14 protein-coding genes and 1 pseudogene are annotated in these 17,321 nt (G+C 45.1%); 3 read left to right on the forward strand and 12 right to left on the reverse strand.

Features of this window, described 5'->3' with window-relative positions; genetic code table 11:
- Positions 1 to 98: 98 nt before the first annotated feature.
- The 9 genes from LDL35_RS07365 to cobN form a co-directional block, all read right to left on the reverse strand.
- Positions 99 to 767, reverse strand: coding sequence for a class I SAM-dependent methyltransferase (locus LDL35_RS07365; protein WP_304021066.1), 669 nt, complete (start codon positions 765 to 767; stop codon positions 99 to 101).
- Positions 768 to 1,058: 291 nt separating this feature from the next.
- Entirely contained in the window at positions 1,059 to 1,469 is a 411-nt protein-coding gene (locus tag LDL35_RS07370) for a DUF5658 family protein (protein WP_304021070.1), read from the reverse strand.
- Positions 1,470 to 2,323: 854 nt separating this feature from the next.
- Positions 2,324 to 3,331 (reverse strand): ABC transporter substrate-binding protein, encoded by a 1,008-nt coding sequence (locus tag LDL35_RS07375; protein WP_304021072.1) that lies wholly within the window; start codon positions 3,329 to 3,331, stop codon positions 2,324 to 2,326.
- Between the two features lie 51 nt (positions 3,332 to 3,382).
- Positions 3,383 to 4,108 (reverse strand): ABC transporter permease, encoded by a 726-nt coding sequence (locus tag LDL35_RS07380; protein ID WP_304021076.1) that lies wholly within the window; start codon positions 4,106 to 4,108, stop codon positions 3,383 to 3,385.
- On the reverse strand, positions 4,105 to 5,097 hold the full coding sequence (locus LDL35_RS07385) for an ATP-binding cassette domain-containing protein (RefSeq protein ID WP_304021078.1): 993 nt from the start codon (positions 5,095 to 5,097) through the stop codon (positions 4,105 to 4,107). The genes LDL35_RS07380 and LDL35_RS07385 overlap by 4 nt, the downstream gene beginning before the upstream one ends.
- Entirely contained in the window at positions 5,066 to 5,905 is an 840-nt protein-coding gene (locus LDL35_RS07390; RefSeq protein ID WP_304021080.1) for an ABC transporter ATP-binding protein, read from the reverse strand. The genes LDL35_RS07385 and LDL35_RS07390 overlap by 32 nt, the downstream gene beginning before the upstream one ends.
- A gap of 10 nt (positions 5,906 to 5,915) precedes the next feature.
- On the reverse strand, positions 5,916 to 7,001 hold the full coding sequence (locus LDL35_RS07395; protein ID WP_304021083.1) for an iron ABC transporter permease: 1,086 nt from the start codon (positions 6,999 to 7,001) through the stop codon (positions 5,916 to 5,918).
- Between the two features lie 27 nt (positions 7,002 to 7,028).
- Positions 7,029 to 9,080: a putative cobaltochelatase gene (locus LDL35_RS07400; RefSeq protein ID WP_304021087.1), complete on the reverse strand. Its 2,052-nt coding sequence runs from the start codon at positions 9,078 to 9,080 to the stop codon at positions 7,029 to 7,031.
- Positions 9,080 to 12,799 carry a cobaltochelatase subunit CobN gene (cobN, locus tag LDL35_RS07405; RefSeq protein WP_304021090.1) on the reverse strand — a complete coding sequence of 1,240 codons (3,720 nt, stop codon included), beginning with the start codon at positions 12,797 to 12,799 and terminating at the stop codon, positions 9,080 to 9,082. The genes LDL35_RS07400 and cobN overlap by 1 nt, the downstream gene beginning before the upstream one ends.
- A gap of 461 nt (positions 12,800 to 13,260) precedes the next feature.
- On the opposite strand from cobN, the gene LDL35_RS07410 reads away from it, so the two are divergent.
- From LDL35_RS07410 to LDL35_RS07420, 3 genes are all read left to right on the forward strand, one after another.
- A complete protein-coding gene (locus LDL35_RS07410; RefSeq protein ID WP_304021092.1) occupies positions 13,261 to 13,839 on the forward strand; it encodes a hypothetical protein in 579 nt (192 codons plus the stop codon).
- A gap of 401 nt (positions 13,840 to 14,240) precedes the next feature.
- A complete protein-coding gene (locus LDL35_RS07415; protein ID WP_369694894.1) occupies positions 14,241 to 15,068 on the forward strand; it encodes a hypothetical protein in 828 nt (275 codons plus the stop codon).
- A 93-nt stretch (positions 15,069 to 15,161) separates the two neighbouring features.
- A complete protein-coding gene (locus LDL35_RS07420; protein WP_304021098.1) occupies positions 15,162 to 16,202 on the forward strand; it encodes a GTP-binding protein in 1,041 nt (346 codons plus the stop codon).
- Here the strand turns inward: LDL35_RS07420 and LDL35_RS07425 are convergent.
- The 3 genes and pseudogenes from LDL35_RS07425 to LDL35_RS07435 form a co-directional block, all read right to left on the reverse strand.
- Positions 16,165 to 16,554 (reverse strand): hypothetical protein, encoded by a 390-nt coding sequence (locus tag LDL35_RS07425; RefSeq protein ID WP_304021101.1) that lies wholly within the window; start codon positions 16,552 to 16,554, stop codon positions 16,165 to 16,167. The genes LDL35_RS07420 and LDL35_RS07425 overlap by 38 nt on opposite strands.
- Positions 16,555 to 16,769: 215 nt before the next feature.
- Positions 16,770 to 17,171 (reverse strand): PD-(D/E)XK nuclease domain-containing protein, encoded by a 402-nt coding sequence (locus LDL35_RS07430; protein WP_304021103.1) that lies wholly within the window; start codon positions 17,169 to 17,171, stop codon positions 16,770 to 16,772.
- Positions 17,101 to 17,321: pseudogene (locus LDL35_RS07435) on the reverse strand (IS1634 family transposase); the annotation flags it as partial. The pseudogene LDL35_RS07435 and the gene LDL35_RS07430, both read right to left, overlap by 71 nt.

Below are 17,321 nucleotides of genomic sequence, written 5' to 3' on the forward strand. Positions count from 1 at the left end.
AGAGAATAGCTAAGAACCCCCTTACAACAAATTGGGGTTTATAAATACTTTATAAACTAGCGATCATAAAAGGGGGGTTTTTAGCTATCCTCCGTACATTATTTCCATCCAATAAACACTCCAAACATATCATACTGTAATGGTGCAAGTATCCGGGCAAAACCTGCAGCTTTCATTTTTCTGTAGAAACCATGTTTTGTGTCAAGAAGGGGCCATGCCTGCTCTCTTCCGGATACTGTCTCGCGAATCTGATCTTCTGGCATGCCGGTCTTTCTCATATGATCTTCCCATCTGCTTCGGTATATTGATTCAATCCAATCCTCTTCCGGTCTCATAACATCTCCGCATATGAAAAGTCCTTCTGGATTTAGTTTTTGATATATCTCATCAATGAGGTTTTTCCGGGACCTATCAGCAATGTGATGGAGGGTAAGTGTTGATACGATGCAGTCAAAGGTCCCTTCAGGCAGGCCGGTGGTGATGTCACCTTCAATGAAGGTGCACCTGGTAATTTCTTTTTTCCTTTTAGCTAGGTCCAGCATCTCTGGAGATTTATCCATGCAGGTGATCTCATAATCAGGACAATGGCTGAGCATGAGTGCGGTGAAATAACCGGTCCCTGAACCAAGTTCCAGAATAGAGATCTTCCGGTGTGGAATGAATGAAAGGCATGTGGAAAAGAACAGTTCCGCATTCGGAAGGATGCGAAAGAGGTTCGTGTCGTACTGAGTGATCCGGTTTAAGTAATGTTCGTGATCAGACATCATTATATCAAATGATTTCATGTGTCTTAATTGGTGAGATATTGCTCGTGAAAAAAACTGCATGATACATGCCTTTACTCTTGTTTCAGAGTTTATGAGTAATTCAGATAAGTTCTCTCTTATGGAGGAACACGTTTGGTCTATGTTACTTTCTTGTTGTTTTTTTTAATCGGACCTTTAAAGTGTTATTTGGGTAATATATCAAATAATTCTTTTAATGATATCTCATGAATAGGATAATGAATTAAAGAATCTCCGCACCTCATTACGAATTTTCCCGGTAACCCCTGAAACCTATCTGAACAATGTAATCAAAACCAGGATATTATTTCCAACAACTGCAATAGCCTGTATAATTAGAATTACGAACGTTATCCATGCTGCAAAAGGATACCGTCGCTCTGCCGTTGAGAGTGAGTAATACGCCCAGATCAGAAACAATATTTTAGCGAGAGTCATGATTGGCCAGAACCATAGGGTATGTTGGAAAATATGGAATACTGGGTTTAATTCCACACCTCCATAGTCCAGCACAAGTTTTGTCGTCAGAAGATCGAGAACTTGGAGACTGAATAATGCGGTGATAGCGATCATCCATGGGAGATCCAGATGTGAGATCTGTGATTGTCCAATCCATGTTGCCTTTCGACGAGTTCCGGTCCTGCCATATATGCCCATGTGTGATACCTGAATGGACCGGTTCATAAAAGCATCTCCGGACAATCGAAAAGTGACTCTAAAAACGTCATTTCGTGTGACGGAAATGCCATTATTGTTAAAGAGGATGAATATCTGGTATAGTATGTGAGGAACTAATAAATGGTCCATTGCACGCATGTCCTGAATGAGGTATTTGTATTGGAATAGAAATATTGGTTTGTAATAAATCTGATGAAAATTGGAGATTTAATCTGATTTATCGGATATTAGACTTATTTTTATTCCTATCATGAAAAGTGACTGGAGTGGATATCTGTTAATACCTATGAAAATTCATACGAGGGGAAAATCACCATGAGTTAAAATGGAAACAACATCATGAATCAGATATTGTTTCTTGGAATGTATTCCTGTCATAAAATGGTTAAAATGTGAAAAAATTTTTAAAAAAGCAAAATTCCGCTCATTTTTTCAAGTAACTATGTTCTTCCAGGTTGTATTCCACCAGTCATCCACAGACCTGCTAAACCGGGCATATTTATCATCAAGCGATGTGACATCATCAGCAACAATTTCTTCCTTCATAATGACGTTCCGGTTATTCCCGGTATCCGAAATATAGAGGTTTCCGTCAGGCCCGAATGAAAGTCAGGTGGGTCTGGAGAACTGGCCCTCCTCGTTTCCGTGTGCTCCAGATACTCGGTAAAAATTTTCTTTTTTTCGGTAATAATTGCCATTTGAATTATTCTCAATTTTTTCCATACAAACGGAAATGATTGAATGAATCAATTTTTTTCATCATTCTGCCTCAGCAGAAACAATACATTATCTTTCTTTTTCTGAAAATGAAATGTAATTATGGGCTATTTATCCTATAACAATTTTACCTGGACAATTCCTTACAAGACTGGTGCATAATATTCACCCGTTTCTGTTCCGGAAACAAAACTATCAGCATACTCTTGTAAGACATCTTTTGGACTTAGGTCTTTACATTCATCCGGGTGCAATGCCTTTGCAAGATATACGAGACCAGCCGGACTCCGGGGACCATACACCAGGTCTCCATTCAGGACAAACACCTGTTTTTCTTTTACTGCATCAAGTGAGTCAAACCCGGTTCTCGCAATCATTTCATCCCGGACCTGTTCCAGCGTTTTATCCGGCTTAAGGGAGACTGTTTTTATAATTACCGACGGATTCTCACTCATAACCCATTCAGGAGTGACTTTTGGCCATTGTTCACCAAGACTTGCGGCAAGGTTTTTTCCCCTCGCTATTCCCATAAGGATATCAATTCCGCTGTCTTTGCCCTGAGCAGAATAATCAGAATATCCTTCAATGTATACAGTTGGGAGATCTTGTTCGGGCATATTTCTAAACCGTGACGTAACTTCATCCTCCCATTTCTTCACAAAGGTAAGGTATTGTTCTGCTTTCTCATCAGCACCGATCATTGTTCCCAGAGATGTAATATCATGTTTAAGGGTATTGAATTTGTAACAGTCAAGATAAATCAGATTAATTCCTGCGTTTTTCAACTGTTCAGCGTTCTTTGGTTTGGAACTGGAATATGAAATGACGGCATCTGGTTTTAATGCAAGAATCCGCTCAATACCAGGTGTCTGCCAGTCTCCAACACTTATCGCGTTTGGCATGTGTTTCATGAGTGCAGTATCTTTCATGGTACTATCAGTAAGACCAATTATGTTGTTTCCTGCCCCAAGAACCACCAATGCTTCTGCTGCATCACTGTTCAGGCAGATAATCCGTTTCGCAACAGATGGAAGGGTGATGGTATCTCCTGACGTATCGGTGAATGAGACATCAGCTGAGCAGAATGGTAGTATTAATCCACAAATCAGTACGAATATCGCGAAGTAGTACATGTACGAATTTTTCATCATAATAATCATCAGTTTTTTGTTCGTCTGGCAATACAAAGAGCGTAGGAATTCTCATACCTGCACTTTTCTGAATACATGAACTGCAACTCCGATTATGAACACACACAAGATGGATAAAAATCCAATCTGAGTCAGAGGAATCTCTCCTGTCTGGAAGATCCTGATCCCATCTATCGCAAAACTGAGCGGATTTATGTGGGCTACAGGTATTAGCCATGAGGGCATCTGTTCGTAGGGCATCATTGCCGATGAGGAAAAAAACAGGGGCATCGTAATCATTGCGTTGGCAGCAGCATATTGATCATGATCATCCAGGTAGATCGCAATTGACGCCGCTGCTGAAGCGAGTAATGCCCCGAAAATGAACAGGATAAGGTATGTTCCTGCTAATTGAGATGGAGTATAGAGTTTCGCCCCAAGGAGAAAAGCGAAGCAGAGAATTATCGTTGACTGAATAATTCCCCTGATTGAAATTACCAGGATCTTTCCAAACAGGATACTTTCCCGTGGTGGGGGAAGAGCAAGAAATTTATTAAAAAATCCAAGCATGCGGTCAAGAATGAGAAGTCCTCCACCAGCAAGCGATGCTGAGAGAATAGTCATCACAAGAATTCCCGGGGTTACAAAGTCGATGTAATTATCGGTAAAGGATATCGGAAGGGCCAGGCCTACAAAGAGGAGCCATGCAGCTGGCATGACCATAGCGGAAATAAACCCCCATTTCCCCCGGAACCAGCGGATCAGATCCCGACGGCAGTATACCAGAATCGGATTCATCCTCTCCTCCTGGTCATATTTCGAAACGTGCTTAAATTAAAAGGACCCTTATCCTCTTCGGTTCCGACAAGATGGAGAAATACATCATCCAGGGAGGGTTTTCGAAGTGACATGGCGGTTACGGTCACGCCATTTGCACTCAGGGCATCTTTGATCTGAGGGAGAGCCTCGTCTCCCGAATCAGCATAAAAGACTATGCTTTCATCTTCGAAAAAGGCGAACCTGACACCGGGAAGATCAACTCCAGTGCAGGGACCGGTAACCGATACCGAAATTACATCTTGTGAGATTATTTTTTTAAGATTTTCAGGAGTGTCTATCGCCTTGATAGTGCCATGATCAATAATTGCAACCCGGTCGCAGTACTTATCTGCTTCATCCATATAGTGTGTCGTTACAAAAATCGTCATCCCGGCATTGCGGAGTTTTTTGATGTGTTCCCAGATCTTTTTCCGGGCTGCTACATCAAGACCGACGGTGGGTTCATCCAGGAAAAGTACCTTAGGATTGTGAACCAGTGCCTGGGCAAGCTCCAGTCTTCTTCTCATTCCACCTGAGTATACTTTGGCATATTCATCAGCACGGTCGGATAGTTCCAGTATCCGGAGTACTTCATCGGAACGTTCAGCCGGGTTTTGGACTCCGTACAGTTCTGCAAACATATGTACATTCTCTCTCCCGGTAAGCCTGACGTCAACTGCCATATCCTGGGGAACATAACTGATCGACTCCCTGACTTTTCTGGGTTCAGTATGGATATTATACCCACAGACTTCTGCAGTTCCTTCTGTCGGTTCCAGGAGCGTTGTCAGCATCAGGACCGTGGTTGTTTTTCCTGAACCATTCGGACCGAGAATGCCAAATATTTCGGTTCCTACAGAAAGATTTACCTGATTTACGGCACAGAGGTCGCCATACTTTTTTGTCAGATCATAGGTGACAATTGAATACCTGGCATCATACGTCGCTTCTTTTTCCACTGGTATCACCTGTCAACTCTGTTGTATCTGCGTATGCTCTATTGAGATCCGCTTTTTTCCAGTCCGGAATAACATACCGTCCGGCATCAGTTGATATAAATTGCATCGGAACTCCATAGACGGAAATGATATTTTCCTCGGTCATCACATCATCTGCAGTTCCTATACACACGATCCTTCCCTTATCGATGAGCATCACCCGTTCGGCATAGTGGTAGGCAAAATTCAGGTCATGAACTGCAACCAGGACTGATTTATCTTTCTTTTCAGAGATCGCTCTTATCATCGAGAATACATCAATCTGGTGACGAATATCAAGGGCACTGGTAGGTTCATCAAACAGGTAAAAATCAGGATCCTGAGCGATAGCCCGTGCAATAAAAACCCGTTGTCGTTCGCCTCCTGATAATTCGGTCAGCATTTTTTCTGCCATGGGTGCAATATTGAGCATTCTCATTGCATTGTTCACAATATCCAGGTCATGATCGGTAAGAGACCACTGCACATGCGGCCGTCTTCCCAGAATAACTGATTCCAGAACGGTTGCAGAAGTGAGAAACTGAAAATCCTGGGGAACATACCCGATCTTTTTCGCTATCTCATTCCGGGAGATGGAATCAAGGTTCTGGCCTTCCAATAAAAGCTTCCCATCTTTTGGCTCCAGAATACCAGCAATAGTCTTGATTAACGTGCTTTTTCCTGACCCGTTCGGTCCGATAATACACAGGACTTCTCCCAGGGGAAGAGAGAAACTGATATCAGAGAGGACACGAATGGATCCATAATGCACAGATAATCCTTCAACAACAAGTGTCATTATCCGCCTCTCATGTGATCATCCGGTGTTTTCCCCGTAATATGAGGAACATGAAAAAGATACCCCCGATTACATACATGATAACCCCGACCGGGATCTCAACCGGGTCCATAATCGTTCGTGCAACAGTATCTGATATCAAGAGGATGAGTGCTCCCAGGAGGGCGGAACAGGGGATCAGGTACCGGTTATCATTTCCAATCAGCATTCTGCCGATATGGGGGCCCATAAGGCCGATAAATCCGATAATTCCGGTAAATGCAAGGCAGGCAGAGGCAGCAAGGGTTGCGACGAACAGTCCGGTCAGACGAAGTCTGTTCACATTGACCCCCAGGTTTTTTGCAACATCATCTCCGGCGGAAAGGGTATTGAGATCCCAGGCTTTGGATTCAAGATAAAGAAAACAGAGGAGAGTAATAGGAGCGACGATAATAATTGCTCCCCAGTTTGCCCCCCACATCCCTCCCATCAGCCAGAGGGTAATCTCCCTGAGTTTTTCATCATTTGTCAAATACTTCAGGATCATGACACCGGCAGTGAAGATATACCCGATAACAACCCCGGCAAGGATAAGGGTAGCACTGGATGAACCTTTCATCCGTGAGATTGCATAAATAAAAAGAATTGAAAACCATCCCAGAAGAAATGCTGAAAAGATGATGACGCCGTTTTGAAATTCTTTCGGGATGAAAGGCATAAGGAAAGCTCCAAAGACAATAGCCAGGGCAGCACCAAATGATGCTGCGGATGAGAGTCCCAGGGTAAAAGGACTTACAAGCGGATTACGAAGGAGTGCCTGCATAACACATCCGGCTATCGCAAGACTTATGCCGGTAAAGATGGCAAGAAGTGCCCGTGGGATTCTGAAATCAATCACCACCGTCTTTTCAAAAGGAATCTCTTTCAAAAGGTCAGGGTTCATGACTGCCTGATGAACTATGGTAAGGATTCGATCAAAGGACAGATGGTAAGATCCTGCGTTCAGGGCATATATACAGGCACAAAAGAGGAGAATGATAAGGCCTGCGATGATAATGAATTTCTGCTTTCTCCCGGAAAGGTATAGAGTACTGGATGTATTTTCTGGAGATTTCATCAAAATTTTCTCTGATTATACATGATTTTATTCATATTCAGCCACGGATGTGTTCATTCCCAGGACCGTTGCACAGGTTAGATCTGATGCGGTCAGATCTGACATCTGGAAGTACCGTCCCTGTGTCCGCTGTGCAATGAAAGGACAGAACCCAAGTTGAATACTAAACCCACCTTTCTGTTTAGATTCGGTATCGATAATGACGGTTTCAATTCCGGCTTTTACCAGGTCATCGGCAATTAATGCAATCTCATCTTTCAGTTTTCCTCCATTCCCTACATTCGCCCGTCCATCGGTGATAAGAACGAGAAGGGGAAGGAATGATGGGTATTTCTGTTTTTCATGCATGAGTGTTGTAAGGGCTTTTTGTAATCCGGCTGCAAGCGGCGTTTTTCCACCGGTTGGCAGTTCAGATAAGCGATGGTATGCAAGATCGATACTGGATGTAAGGGGCAGGACCAGATCAGCTGCTTCACCCCGGAATGCAACAAGGCCGACACGATCCCGGTTCTGGTAGGAATCTTCAAGTAAGGAAAAAATCGCCCCTTTTGCTGCCTCCATCCGCTGTTCAACCCCCATCGAACCACTTGCATCCACGACAAAGAGGGTGGCAGTGGCCGTTTTTCCTATCCGTTTCTTCTGAAGGACTTCATCTGAACGGATAACTATGGCCAATGAGTCTGACAGACGCATCTTCTGATACGGGGAAACGGCCCGGATTGTGGCATCAAGGGCGATGTCACGTCCGGTTGGTCTTTTTTCCGCACCGATATACTGACCACGCCGGTCTCCTCCGTTCGTATCAAATCGTCGCCCCGGGGCGTATCGTTTTTCAACCGTTCTTCGGTCCGGTGATTTTATCTTATCCGGATCTATGGGCGATCCAATCCGGAACACCTGATGTTTCTTTGGAGCGTTTCCTTGTGAAGCTGATGGATCTGTTCTGTTTTCTGGTTCAGATTGCTGGTTTTGTCCCTTGGATTCCTGTTGATCAGATGGTGGTTGATCCGGAGGGTTGTCCTGCTGATTCTCCTGATTTTGGGAAGGTTCGTTCATCAGGTCATCAAGCTTTTCCGGATCAACTTTTGGCTCCTCAAACGGTCTTCTTCTCATCCGGTGGGGAAGGGCAAGTTCAATAGCCTCCCGAAGGTCGTCCTGGTTTACGGTCTTCCGACCATCAAATGCTGCTATGGTCTTCGCTGTCCTGACAATGGTGATCTCGGCCCGGTGTGTTCGTACCCCAAGGCCAATGCACACATCCACTGCTTTTCGCACCAGATCATCTGAAATCGTTACACTGGGGAGGATTTTTATCGCTTTCCGAATCTTTTTTGCGATATCTTTCTGCTTTCTTTTGAATTTCTGACGGAAGGTATCCGGATCTTTTAAAAACTCTTCAGATGTCTTGACGATCGCCATTCGTTCATCCGGATTATCAAGTGCCTCAACCGATACCTGGAGTCCGAACCGGTCTAGTAACTGGGGTCTCAGTTCTCCCTCCTCAGGGTTCATTGTGCCGATGAGAATAAACCTTGAGGGGTGTGAAAATGATATTCCTTCACGTTCAACCGTGTTCACCCCCATGGCGGCTGCATCAAGAAGCACATCAACGACATGATCATCAAGAAGGTTTACTTCATCAATATACAGAATTCCGCGATTTGCATCAGCGAGTATTCCCGGTTCAAGTGCTTTAATTCCTTCCTTTAATGCCCGCTCAATGTCTATCGTGCCGACAACCCGATCCTCGGTTGCCCCGACCGGTAAATTCACCACCCGTATCTGCTGGTCTTTCGGATTTGGCAGAGATTTTTGTCTCTTTTTTTCTGCACAGAGTTCACAAAATTCAGATTCTTTTTTCGGATCACAGGAGAACGGGCACCCGGGAACTACCGTTATCATGGGAAGTATTTCGGCAAGGGACCTGACCGCGGTTGATTTTGCAGTCCCCTTCTCACCCCGGATAAGGACACCTCCGATGGTCGGGTTGATAGCATTCAGGACCAGGGCTTTTTTCATCTGGTCCTGGCCGATAATAGCAGTAAATGGAATAAGCGGTTTTTTATGATGATGAGACATTATTTACCCCCTTTCATATGGCCAATCTTTTCTTTCCAGGCCGAAATATCATTCATCGTGTAGATATCGATAGATCCACCCTGTACCTGACCGTAACTTCCATCCATCCGGTCTTCCATCCATCCTTCAATCATCAGATACGCCTCTTTTACTCCCTCAATTACATCCGGATCTGCTTCCCAGACTCCCCGTTCATGAGCTTCAAGGAGTCTGCGTCCAATCTCTTCAAGAGCATAGGGATTGTTCTCTTCAAAAAAGTCCCGGTTCTCCTGATTTAAGATGAAGGCCCGGGCAATGTCATCAAAGATCCAGTCATCCACCTGTCCGGTTGTGGCATCCCAGCCATAAATCCTGCCAATTCTTCGGGAGAGTTCACTTGCGCCGGAGTACCCGTGTTCTTTCAGACCGTCGATATATTTTGGATTGAGAAGTTTTGTCCTCACAACCCTGGTTAATTCTTCTGCAAGAGTCCGGACTTCTACCTGGCCTGGGTCGCGGGTATCCCCATAATAGGTGGCTATTTTTTGACCTTTCACAGTCTCTGCAGCGATGGTCATGCCCCCGTGCGTCCCGAAATAGCAGCAGCAGCCAAGGAGATCATACTCATCGGTTGCTGTTTTATTGAATGTGACATCAACGGTTTTCAGCTGGGCGATGAGATCATCATGTGCCGGTCTTCCATAGACACCCTTTCCATACCCGTACCCGTTCCAGGCGATGTAAATATCTGCAAGTTCTGTCTCTTCTTTCCATGCAGAGGCATAGAGAGCCAGGTTTACTCCCATTCCATACGTCCCGGCCCGGCTGCCAAAGATCCGGGGCATCAGTCCGAGTTTATCTGCCTGATGTTTCCTGACATAATTCATCTCGTCCGGTTCATGAAGTGCCGCGACCTGAGCAACTGCATCATCCAGCAGATCAATACAGTTGTAGAAACAGTCACGGAGAATGCCTGATGCCCGGACACTGATATCGATTCTCGGCCTTCCCAGTGTTGACAGGGGGAGTATTTTCAGACTGGTCACCCGTCCCTGCCGGTATACCGGTTCAACACCGAGCAGATGGAGAAGTTTTCCGAATGTTTCCCCATCTGACCACATGATGTCTGATGCCATCCAGTAGACGGCCACGGTCTCCGGGTACCTGCCTTCTTCAGTCCGGTACTTTTCCAGCAGAACCTCTGCCAGTTTTCTCCCAACCCTGAATGCTGCCTCAGTTGGAACCGAGTATGGGTCAAGACTGTAAAAATTCCTCCCGGTCGGAAGAATATCTGTTCTGCCCCTGCTGACAAGACCTGACGGACCTGGCTCTAGATATGCAGATGAGAGTGCCCTGAGTAATGCCTCATGCTCATCAGATGTACCGATGAGATCAGAGAGTTCCATAACTTTTTCCGAAACCTGGCTCATTAATGGAGAATCAGGTCGGATCAGTCGTTCTCCTAAGGCTATTTCAGCAGCATTCCGAGGATTCTTCCCCTCCAGAAGAGCAGAGACAAATTTTTTTGCCTGGTCATCCAGCATCCGGTGAAGTGCAAATTCACCGGCTTTTGGTATCATGTCAAGGCCTGCAAGATCCAGCATAAGTGTACGCAGTTCTTGGTTGAACCTGAGCAGGCCGGTGATGTATGCTGCCCGTTTCTCTCCGATGGGAATTGAACCAAAGATGTGCATCCCATCTGGAATCTGGCTGTTATATATCTGTGTCAATGATGTATGAGCGGCTTTTATGACCTCATCCATTCCTCCTCCTGATTCTTTGATCTGTTCCAGTTTGATCTCCTGCCCGAGATTGGATCTTCTGATAAGGTCTAGGATAACATGTTCCAGAGCATGGGCTCGTGCAGGATCTGCATCCCTGGCACGGGTATATTCATCTATTCGGTCTGCTAATTCTGATAATTCTCCATAAAGGCCGCTTTCAGTCATAATGGACTGCATGTGACCAATGAGGGTTGCTGCAGTTCTCCGCTTGGCAATCGTTCCTTCCGGGGGGTTGTCAGTGTTGTAGATATAGAGGAACGGAACCGGGCCAAGGACGGCATCAGGAAGACATGAATCTGAAAGAACGACTGATTTTCCAGGCAGAAACTCAAGGGTACCATGAGTCCCTACATGAACGATTGCATCGGCCTGGAATTCTTTTACCAGGTACTGGTACGTGGCAAAGTAATGATAGGGCGGCGGGATATCGGGATCATGCAGGATTTTACAGACCTGGCCATCACACCTGCTTCCCGCACATCCCCGTTTCGGCTGGGTCATGACGAGAACATTCCCATATGATATGCCAGTGATGACCAGTTTTCCCTCATATATCATCCCTGCCGGCACTCCGTCTTTCTCTTCGCCCGGAGGATTACCCCAGGTTTCCCGAAGCTGGTCTTGTAATTTTTGGGGAAGGCCGGTTATCCATGGCTCCCAGGTCTCCCTGCCCAGGAGAGCTAGGGCACCTCCTTTTGTCACCGTTTCAGTGACCGATGTCCACCTGAATTCTGAGAGGGCTTTTCTCTCAAGAATGGTCGTGATAAGTTCTTTTCCATCCGCAGGTGGATCTACCGTGTACCCGGCATTGTTCATCATCTGCAGAATCCGGGCAACCGATTCCAATGCATCAAAATGGGCAGCGGTCCCCACGGTTGCTTCAATAGATGCACAAGGGGAGTTGTTCAGGATGAAGGCAACTCTCCGTTCTGCAGGATTCTTCTGTTTGAGTCGAATCCACCCAGATACCAGCTGGCCGATCCGGTCAATCCGTTCAGGCAGCGGATCATGCCACTCGGTCTCTCCCATAAGCGGATCATCAGGAGATTTGACACCAGCCGGGATCATGCTGGTCATTCCAAGAAATTCAGGAACGACAATGGCCCAGCCGATCTCTGATGCTGTCAGCCCGGCACTGTCCTGTTCCCAGTCTGCCTGGCTCCGGTTGTAGATGATCACCGGATGGATAATCGGGACATTCAGGCTCTTTAATCCCTCAACGGTCTCTTTCGTATTCCGGGATAACGTGACTGACTGGAGATTGATGAGAAGGTCTATCTTCCCGGTGAAGTAATGGTCGATGACCTCCTGTCCGGGCCGTGCCCCGAGATCTGCATCCCCGGTCCCAATACAGAATACCGGGATGACATTATGCTCCTGTTCAAGTCTTCGGATCAGGGCATTGATAACCTTCAGGTCGCGGTTAGCCCAGTATAACCGGTAAAAGAGGATGCCGATGGTTGATGTGTGTGTTTTTCCCCGCCAGGTGAAGTAATCATCAATACTTGTATAGATTCTGTCTGCATCAGGATGATATATGCCGTCCCAGACTGCCGGTTCGGGGGGGTCATATGACATATCTTCATGAAGGACTTCAGCCCGGAGATACCTGATGAGGTGATCGAGGTTCTTTTCTCCGCCATAGATGTAGTATGCAGATGCGGTTGCGGCAACTTTTACCGGGACCGTTGAAGCCGATAGTCCTTCCTGATCATACCCGATGGGGATTACCGGAATGCTTTTTGGTATTTTTGGGATGACATCATCCCAGAAGGGATCGGTTGAGGGGTGAATAATGATAAGATCAGCGGTATTGAGATGAGCGATATATGTATTGAGGGTATCCAGGTTTCGTGCTGCTGTACTGGTAATAAAGGCATGTTCTATTCCTTGTGAGTTGCATGCTCTGGTCAGGAGCGGGAGTTCGCCGCCCCAGATGATTCCGGATATTTTCATAAAGTGAGTCCTTTTTTTAAAATTATTTTAAGTCATGTGTATTTGTGCCTGTGAGTTAATTTAAATCAGGGAATGTTTTTTAGTATGTGTGCTGGTTTTTCTGAAATGGAATATATGTACTGAATATGAATGGTTTGGATGAAGAGCCATTTTGGAATTCACTCTACTCTATAGGGGCGATAAAATAATAATTTTTTTTATTATGTAAAATAAGTTCATACGAAATATTATTTATTCAGAAATTATTGTAAGACAATGATCGAAATATGTTGAAAAGCAAATTAAATATAAATATAATAGTTTCTTCACAGAGAACACCTGCGATGGCAGCTGGTCAAACAGATCATATAAGGTCGACGAGAGTTTGGGTTAACTTTCAAATTGGCCAATGGTCTTAAATTATTACCCAAATTTACCAACTTTCTGATGAGGAAATTGTTAATTATCACTATGAAGATGAGATGGATTTATCAGAAAATGCTCGAATTGAAGGGGAATTACTTTCACTTGATCCGGAAATGATAACCCCAGAACCAACCCTAGCACCCATAATCTCAACCGTAACTGACTGGAATCCATACGAAGTTCTTCCTCTCCCGAAACAAATCGGAAATCGCACATCGATCCTGAAAAATGATGATACAAATGCCAGAAAACCACTCAATACCACATTTTCAGGTTCTGTTGGTCTTGGTGGATATGCAAACGGAAAATTATTGAACATAACAAAAGGCCCGTTTGCCATCACCTATACCGTTCACCCGCACGTTACAAACCCCCTTCTCGTATGGGCAAAGCTTACCGTCAGTGATCCCTGGCAACGGATAATCGCCGAGGATGGATATAACCGGGGATATTCAAGCGAAGAAACAAAGACGATAACGATATACCGGGAAGGAATCCACTACCTGACTATCGAAGGAGAATTTGCGACAGTGGATTATTCCGTAAAGACCGGAGATCCGGCACTCGAGATCACACCGACACCGGTTCCGGAATATTATGAAGGGACATGGCCGGAAGGGGAGGGGCCGTACTGATGGGATGATTGTGGGAGAGGTAGGTGGAGATCAAAACAAGCCTGGATACCAAGGAGAATTGGTTCATGTGGATAATTCAATACAATAACTTCTTCCCCAAACTATTCCACTTATAGGGATTAATTTCTCTGATTCAGTTATATTTTGGCAATCAGATTGAATAACTGTCAAATTAGCACATTGCATTAATTACTAATATTATGGCATACTTGATTAATAGAATAAAGCTTAAAATCTAGAAAGGACGTTAAAAGAGGTTAAGTGAGATTTATTCCCTAAATAATAGAATAGTTTGGGATCTACTGATCCACGTATAAATTTATTCTACCTTTCATACTTTACACTAGAATTAGAAATGACAGGGAGATACTCGTTCTAACACCCTATCATTACGCAGGGGTCTGGTCCGAAAAGGTGACCGGGTCGTCGTCGGGATGGACGGAATCAGGGTTGCAGCCCCACAGCGGCCACGTTCTTCGGACGATATCTTTGGGTTCATGTCAAGTGGCGTCTCTCCGGAAAAGCCGATCAACCACCTGATCCAGGATCTCGCCCGGGAGATGAAGAATATCCATGACCAAAACGGCTCTATCATCTTTGTCATGGGAACTGCCATGGTGTATACCGGGGCAGATGAAGCATTCCTGGATCTCATCCGGATGGGGTATGTCCAGGCACTGTTCACGGGAAACGGGTTCTCCGTGATGGATCTTGAGAAACAGCTCTTCGGGACCGCCCTTGGGATGGATAAAAATACCGGGAAGGTCCGGAATACAGGATATAAGAGCAATATCGTGGCTATAAACGAGATCTGGAATGCCGGATGTATCAGGGAAGCAATCGGGAAGGGAATAATCAAAGGAGGAGTTTTGTATGAGTACGTACAGAACGACGTGCCTTTTGTGATTGGCGGATCCCTCCATGATGACGGTCCTCTGCCTGATGCGATAACCGATGTCCTGCAGGCCCAGGACGAGATGCGTAAATATGTACAAAAAGCGGACGTATGCATCATCTGTGCCTCCATGCTGCACGGAATTGCAGTTGGGAATATGCTCCCCTCACGGGTGAAAACCGTCGCAGTGGATATCAATTCCTATGTCGTGACCTGGCTGCAGGACCGAGGAACCACCCAGGTACTCGGCCTTGTGACCTACCCTGCCCTGCTCATTCCAATCCTGACAGGGGAGATCCAGAGATTGAGCGGGATGGATACCGCTATCCCCTGAATATGGTTATTAGATATCTTCTGGATATCATTGCCTGATATCAAACTGATTCTATGATCATGTTATGCATCATGGAATCGAATACAGGATCAGATGACTGACCGAATCAGCCCCCTCCGCGATGTCCTGGCAGGATTATGGTATCGAAGATCAAATCCTGCTGTCCCCGTTCGGCGCCGAAATTCCGGCAGACTCCCGGTATACATCATCACCGGCTTTCTTGGGTCCGGGAAGACGACCTGTATCAACCAGGTTATCAGGTCGACAGGTGATACCCGGTTTGGAGTCATCGTGAATGATTTCGGTTCAGTCAGTATCGATCAACACCTGATTGAAGCTGCCGATGGTCAGGTTATCGCCCTTGAAAACGGCTGTATCTGCTGTTCATTACGAAAAAGCCTGAGTGAATCGATTGAATTGTTCCTGCAACCGGATAACCGGCCTGATGTCCTCGTTGTGGAAGCATCAGGGGTAGCAGATCCGGCAGGGATCCTCTCACTCCTGGCTGGGGAAGAGATGCGAAAACGAGTCAGGGTTGCAGGAGTCATCTGTCTCGTGGATGCTGACGGGATCAGATCCGTATCCTGGATCATGAGTCATCTCGTCAGGAAACAGATTCGATCATCTGATCTTATCCTCCTGAACAAGACAGACCTGGTCTCTGCCTCAGTGGTTGCAACCGTGAGAAAAGAATGGATACCTTCACCGATACCTGTTCTGGAAACGAACCATGCGGCCTTTCCCGTTTCATTATTATTCGAAGGGCTTGCATCATCACATGATAATGACCTTCGGTCCCATGACATGTCTGCTCACCATCACCCGGATCATGAAGGTCATGGATTTTCGACATTTTCATGGACAAGTGTCAGGCCCATCAGGGTATCCTGTCTCAAATCGTTCCTGGATCGGATGCCGGTTGATGTTATCAGGGTAAAAGGGCTTGCATACCTGAGTGAACTTCCCGATCAGCAGGCGATCATCCAGGTCGTGGGAAAGCGGGTATCGGTAACCAAAGGCCGATCATGGGCAGGCAGAACGCCTTCTACCATGCTCACCTTCATCGGGACAGGAGATCTGGCAAATTCATCAGAATTTACCCGGAAATTGGAGTCGTGCGTGATTGAACACTGAATTTTATTATTATTGACATTAGTAATAGTATCCAGTAATGTATTGATGAATTGTACCAGAATAGAGGGCGGGATAAAATTGGATATCCTTCATGGATAATAACTACCATGTAACTGAAAAATAGGTTTGTTTTTGGATATTCACCACGGATCCATTTAACCGCATCAGCAATTTTGTCAGCCTGGAGTTCCTCAAGTTTCATATACTTAGCCCCCATCAAATCGGATATCTTCTGTGCTAATCCGAATGCAATATTACTTTGTTCAGTATCGATGACCACGGCGGATATCCCAGATTCCCGGATTTGATACGCAATCTCATTAGCATCATCAAGCGGAGCTCCTGAATCCATACTGACATTCGCTTTTCCATCAGAGATCAGGATGAATCGAAGAATAGTATGAGCATTAATTTATATTCTCTCGTTGCAGAACTTCAAATCCCTTGGTAAGACCATGAGTAAGCAGGGTTTTCCACCCACCGGCAGGGTTTGCATATATTTTCTGGCTAATTCAACAAAAGAGGGTATAATCAGATCGATTACTCGAATGGACCTAGGCTCACGATTCAGACGGTGCCTGGTGTATTGAATTTTTCAATCTCTACAACAACTTTCTTCCCCTGAAGGATGATTGCCAGTTTTATTATTTTATCCGGCTTTATGCCGGCATTGAGGATAGCAGATATATACTCCTTCTCTTGGATCTGTTCGATTGCATCCTGGGCAGTTTTCTCTGTATCGGTTTTGGTATCTGTAGTTTTAAATTCTATAATGTAGGCAAAATAATTATGACTTTTTCTTGGAATCATGAGTATATCTGCCCGGCCATACCATGTCTCCGGGTTTGATCTGATCTCATAGATATTTCTCAGGTTCGCCAAAAGTCCGAGTATGAACTCACCGTTCGCTGATCTTAAATTCAGATTCCTGAATTGATCCCAATTGAGTATAAACACTAATATCAACATTCATCAGATTTAAAATCTCTCGATGCTTTTGATTTATCCCGGTAAAAGTGTAAAAAATCTGTTCACCATAAAATGACACTAACAAATAAATCTCTTTGAAAAACTCAATAATTCTTTCAGTTTTAGGATTATTTACTATTTTCGTTGGAT

Source organism: Methanospirillum hungatei (assembly GCF_020216685.1).
GTDB classification, from domain to species: Archaea; Halobacteriota; Methanomicrobia; order Methanomicrobiales; family Methanospirillaceae; genus Methanospirillum; species Methanospirillum hungatei_B.

What these genes read in the sequence shown, in the direction of transcription:
- LDL35_RS07410 (WP_304021092.1), top strand. Translation starts at nt 13,261, where the DNA reads ATGGATTTATCAGAAAATGCTCGAATTGAAGGGGAATTACTTTCACTT.
- LDL35_RS07420 (WP_304021098.1), top strand. Translation starts at nt 15,162, where the DNA reads ATGACTGACCGAATCAGCCCCCTCCGCGATGTCCTGGCAGGATTATGG.
- LDL35_RS07365 (WP_304021066.1), bottom strand. Translation starts at nt 767, where the DNA reads ATGATGTCTGATCACGAACATTACTTAAACCGGATCACTCAGTACGAC.
- LDL35_RS07395 (WP_304021083.1), bottom strand. Translation starts at nt 7,001, where the DNA reads ATGAAATCTCCAGAAAATACATCCAGTACTCTATACCTTTCCGGGAGA.
- LDL35_RS07370 (WP_304021070.1), bottom strand. Translation starts at nt 1,469, where the DNA reads ATGAACCGGTCCATTCAGGTATCACACATGGGCATATATGGCAGGACC.
- LDL35_RS07380 (WP_304021076.1), bottom strand. Translation starts at nt 4,108, where the DNA reads ATGAATCCGATTCTGGTATACTGCCGTCGGGATCTGATCCGCTGGTTC.
- LDL35_RS07400 (WP_304021087.1), bottom strand. Translation starts at nt 9,080, where the DNA reads ATGTCTCATCATCATAAAAAACCGCTTATTCCATTTACTGCTATTATC.
- LDL35_RS07430 (WP_304021103.1), bottom strand. Translation starts at nt 17,171, where the DNA reads ATGTTGATATTAGTGTTTATACTCAATTGGGATCAATTCAGGAATCTG.
- LDL35_RS07375 (WP_304021072.1), bottom strand. Translation starts at nt 3,331, where the DNA reads ATGATGAAAAATTCGTACATGTACTACTTCGCGATATTCGTACTGATT.
- LDL35_RS07390 (WP_304021080.1), bottom strand. Translation starts at nt 5,905, where the DNA reads ATGACACTTGTTGTTGAAGGATTATCTGTGCATTATGGATCCATTCGT.
- LDL35_RS07425 (WP_304021101.1), bottom strand. Translation starts at nt 16,554, where the DNA reads ATGGATTCAGGAGCTCCGCTTGATGATGCTAATGAGATTGCGTATCAA.
- cobN (WP_304021090.1), bottom strand. Translation starts at nt 12,799, where the DNA reads ATGAAAATATCCGGAATCATCTGGGGCGGCGAACTCCCGCTCCTGACC.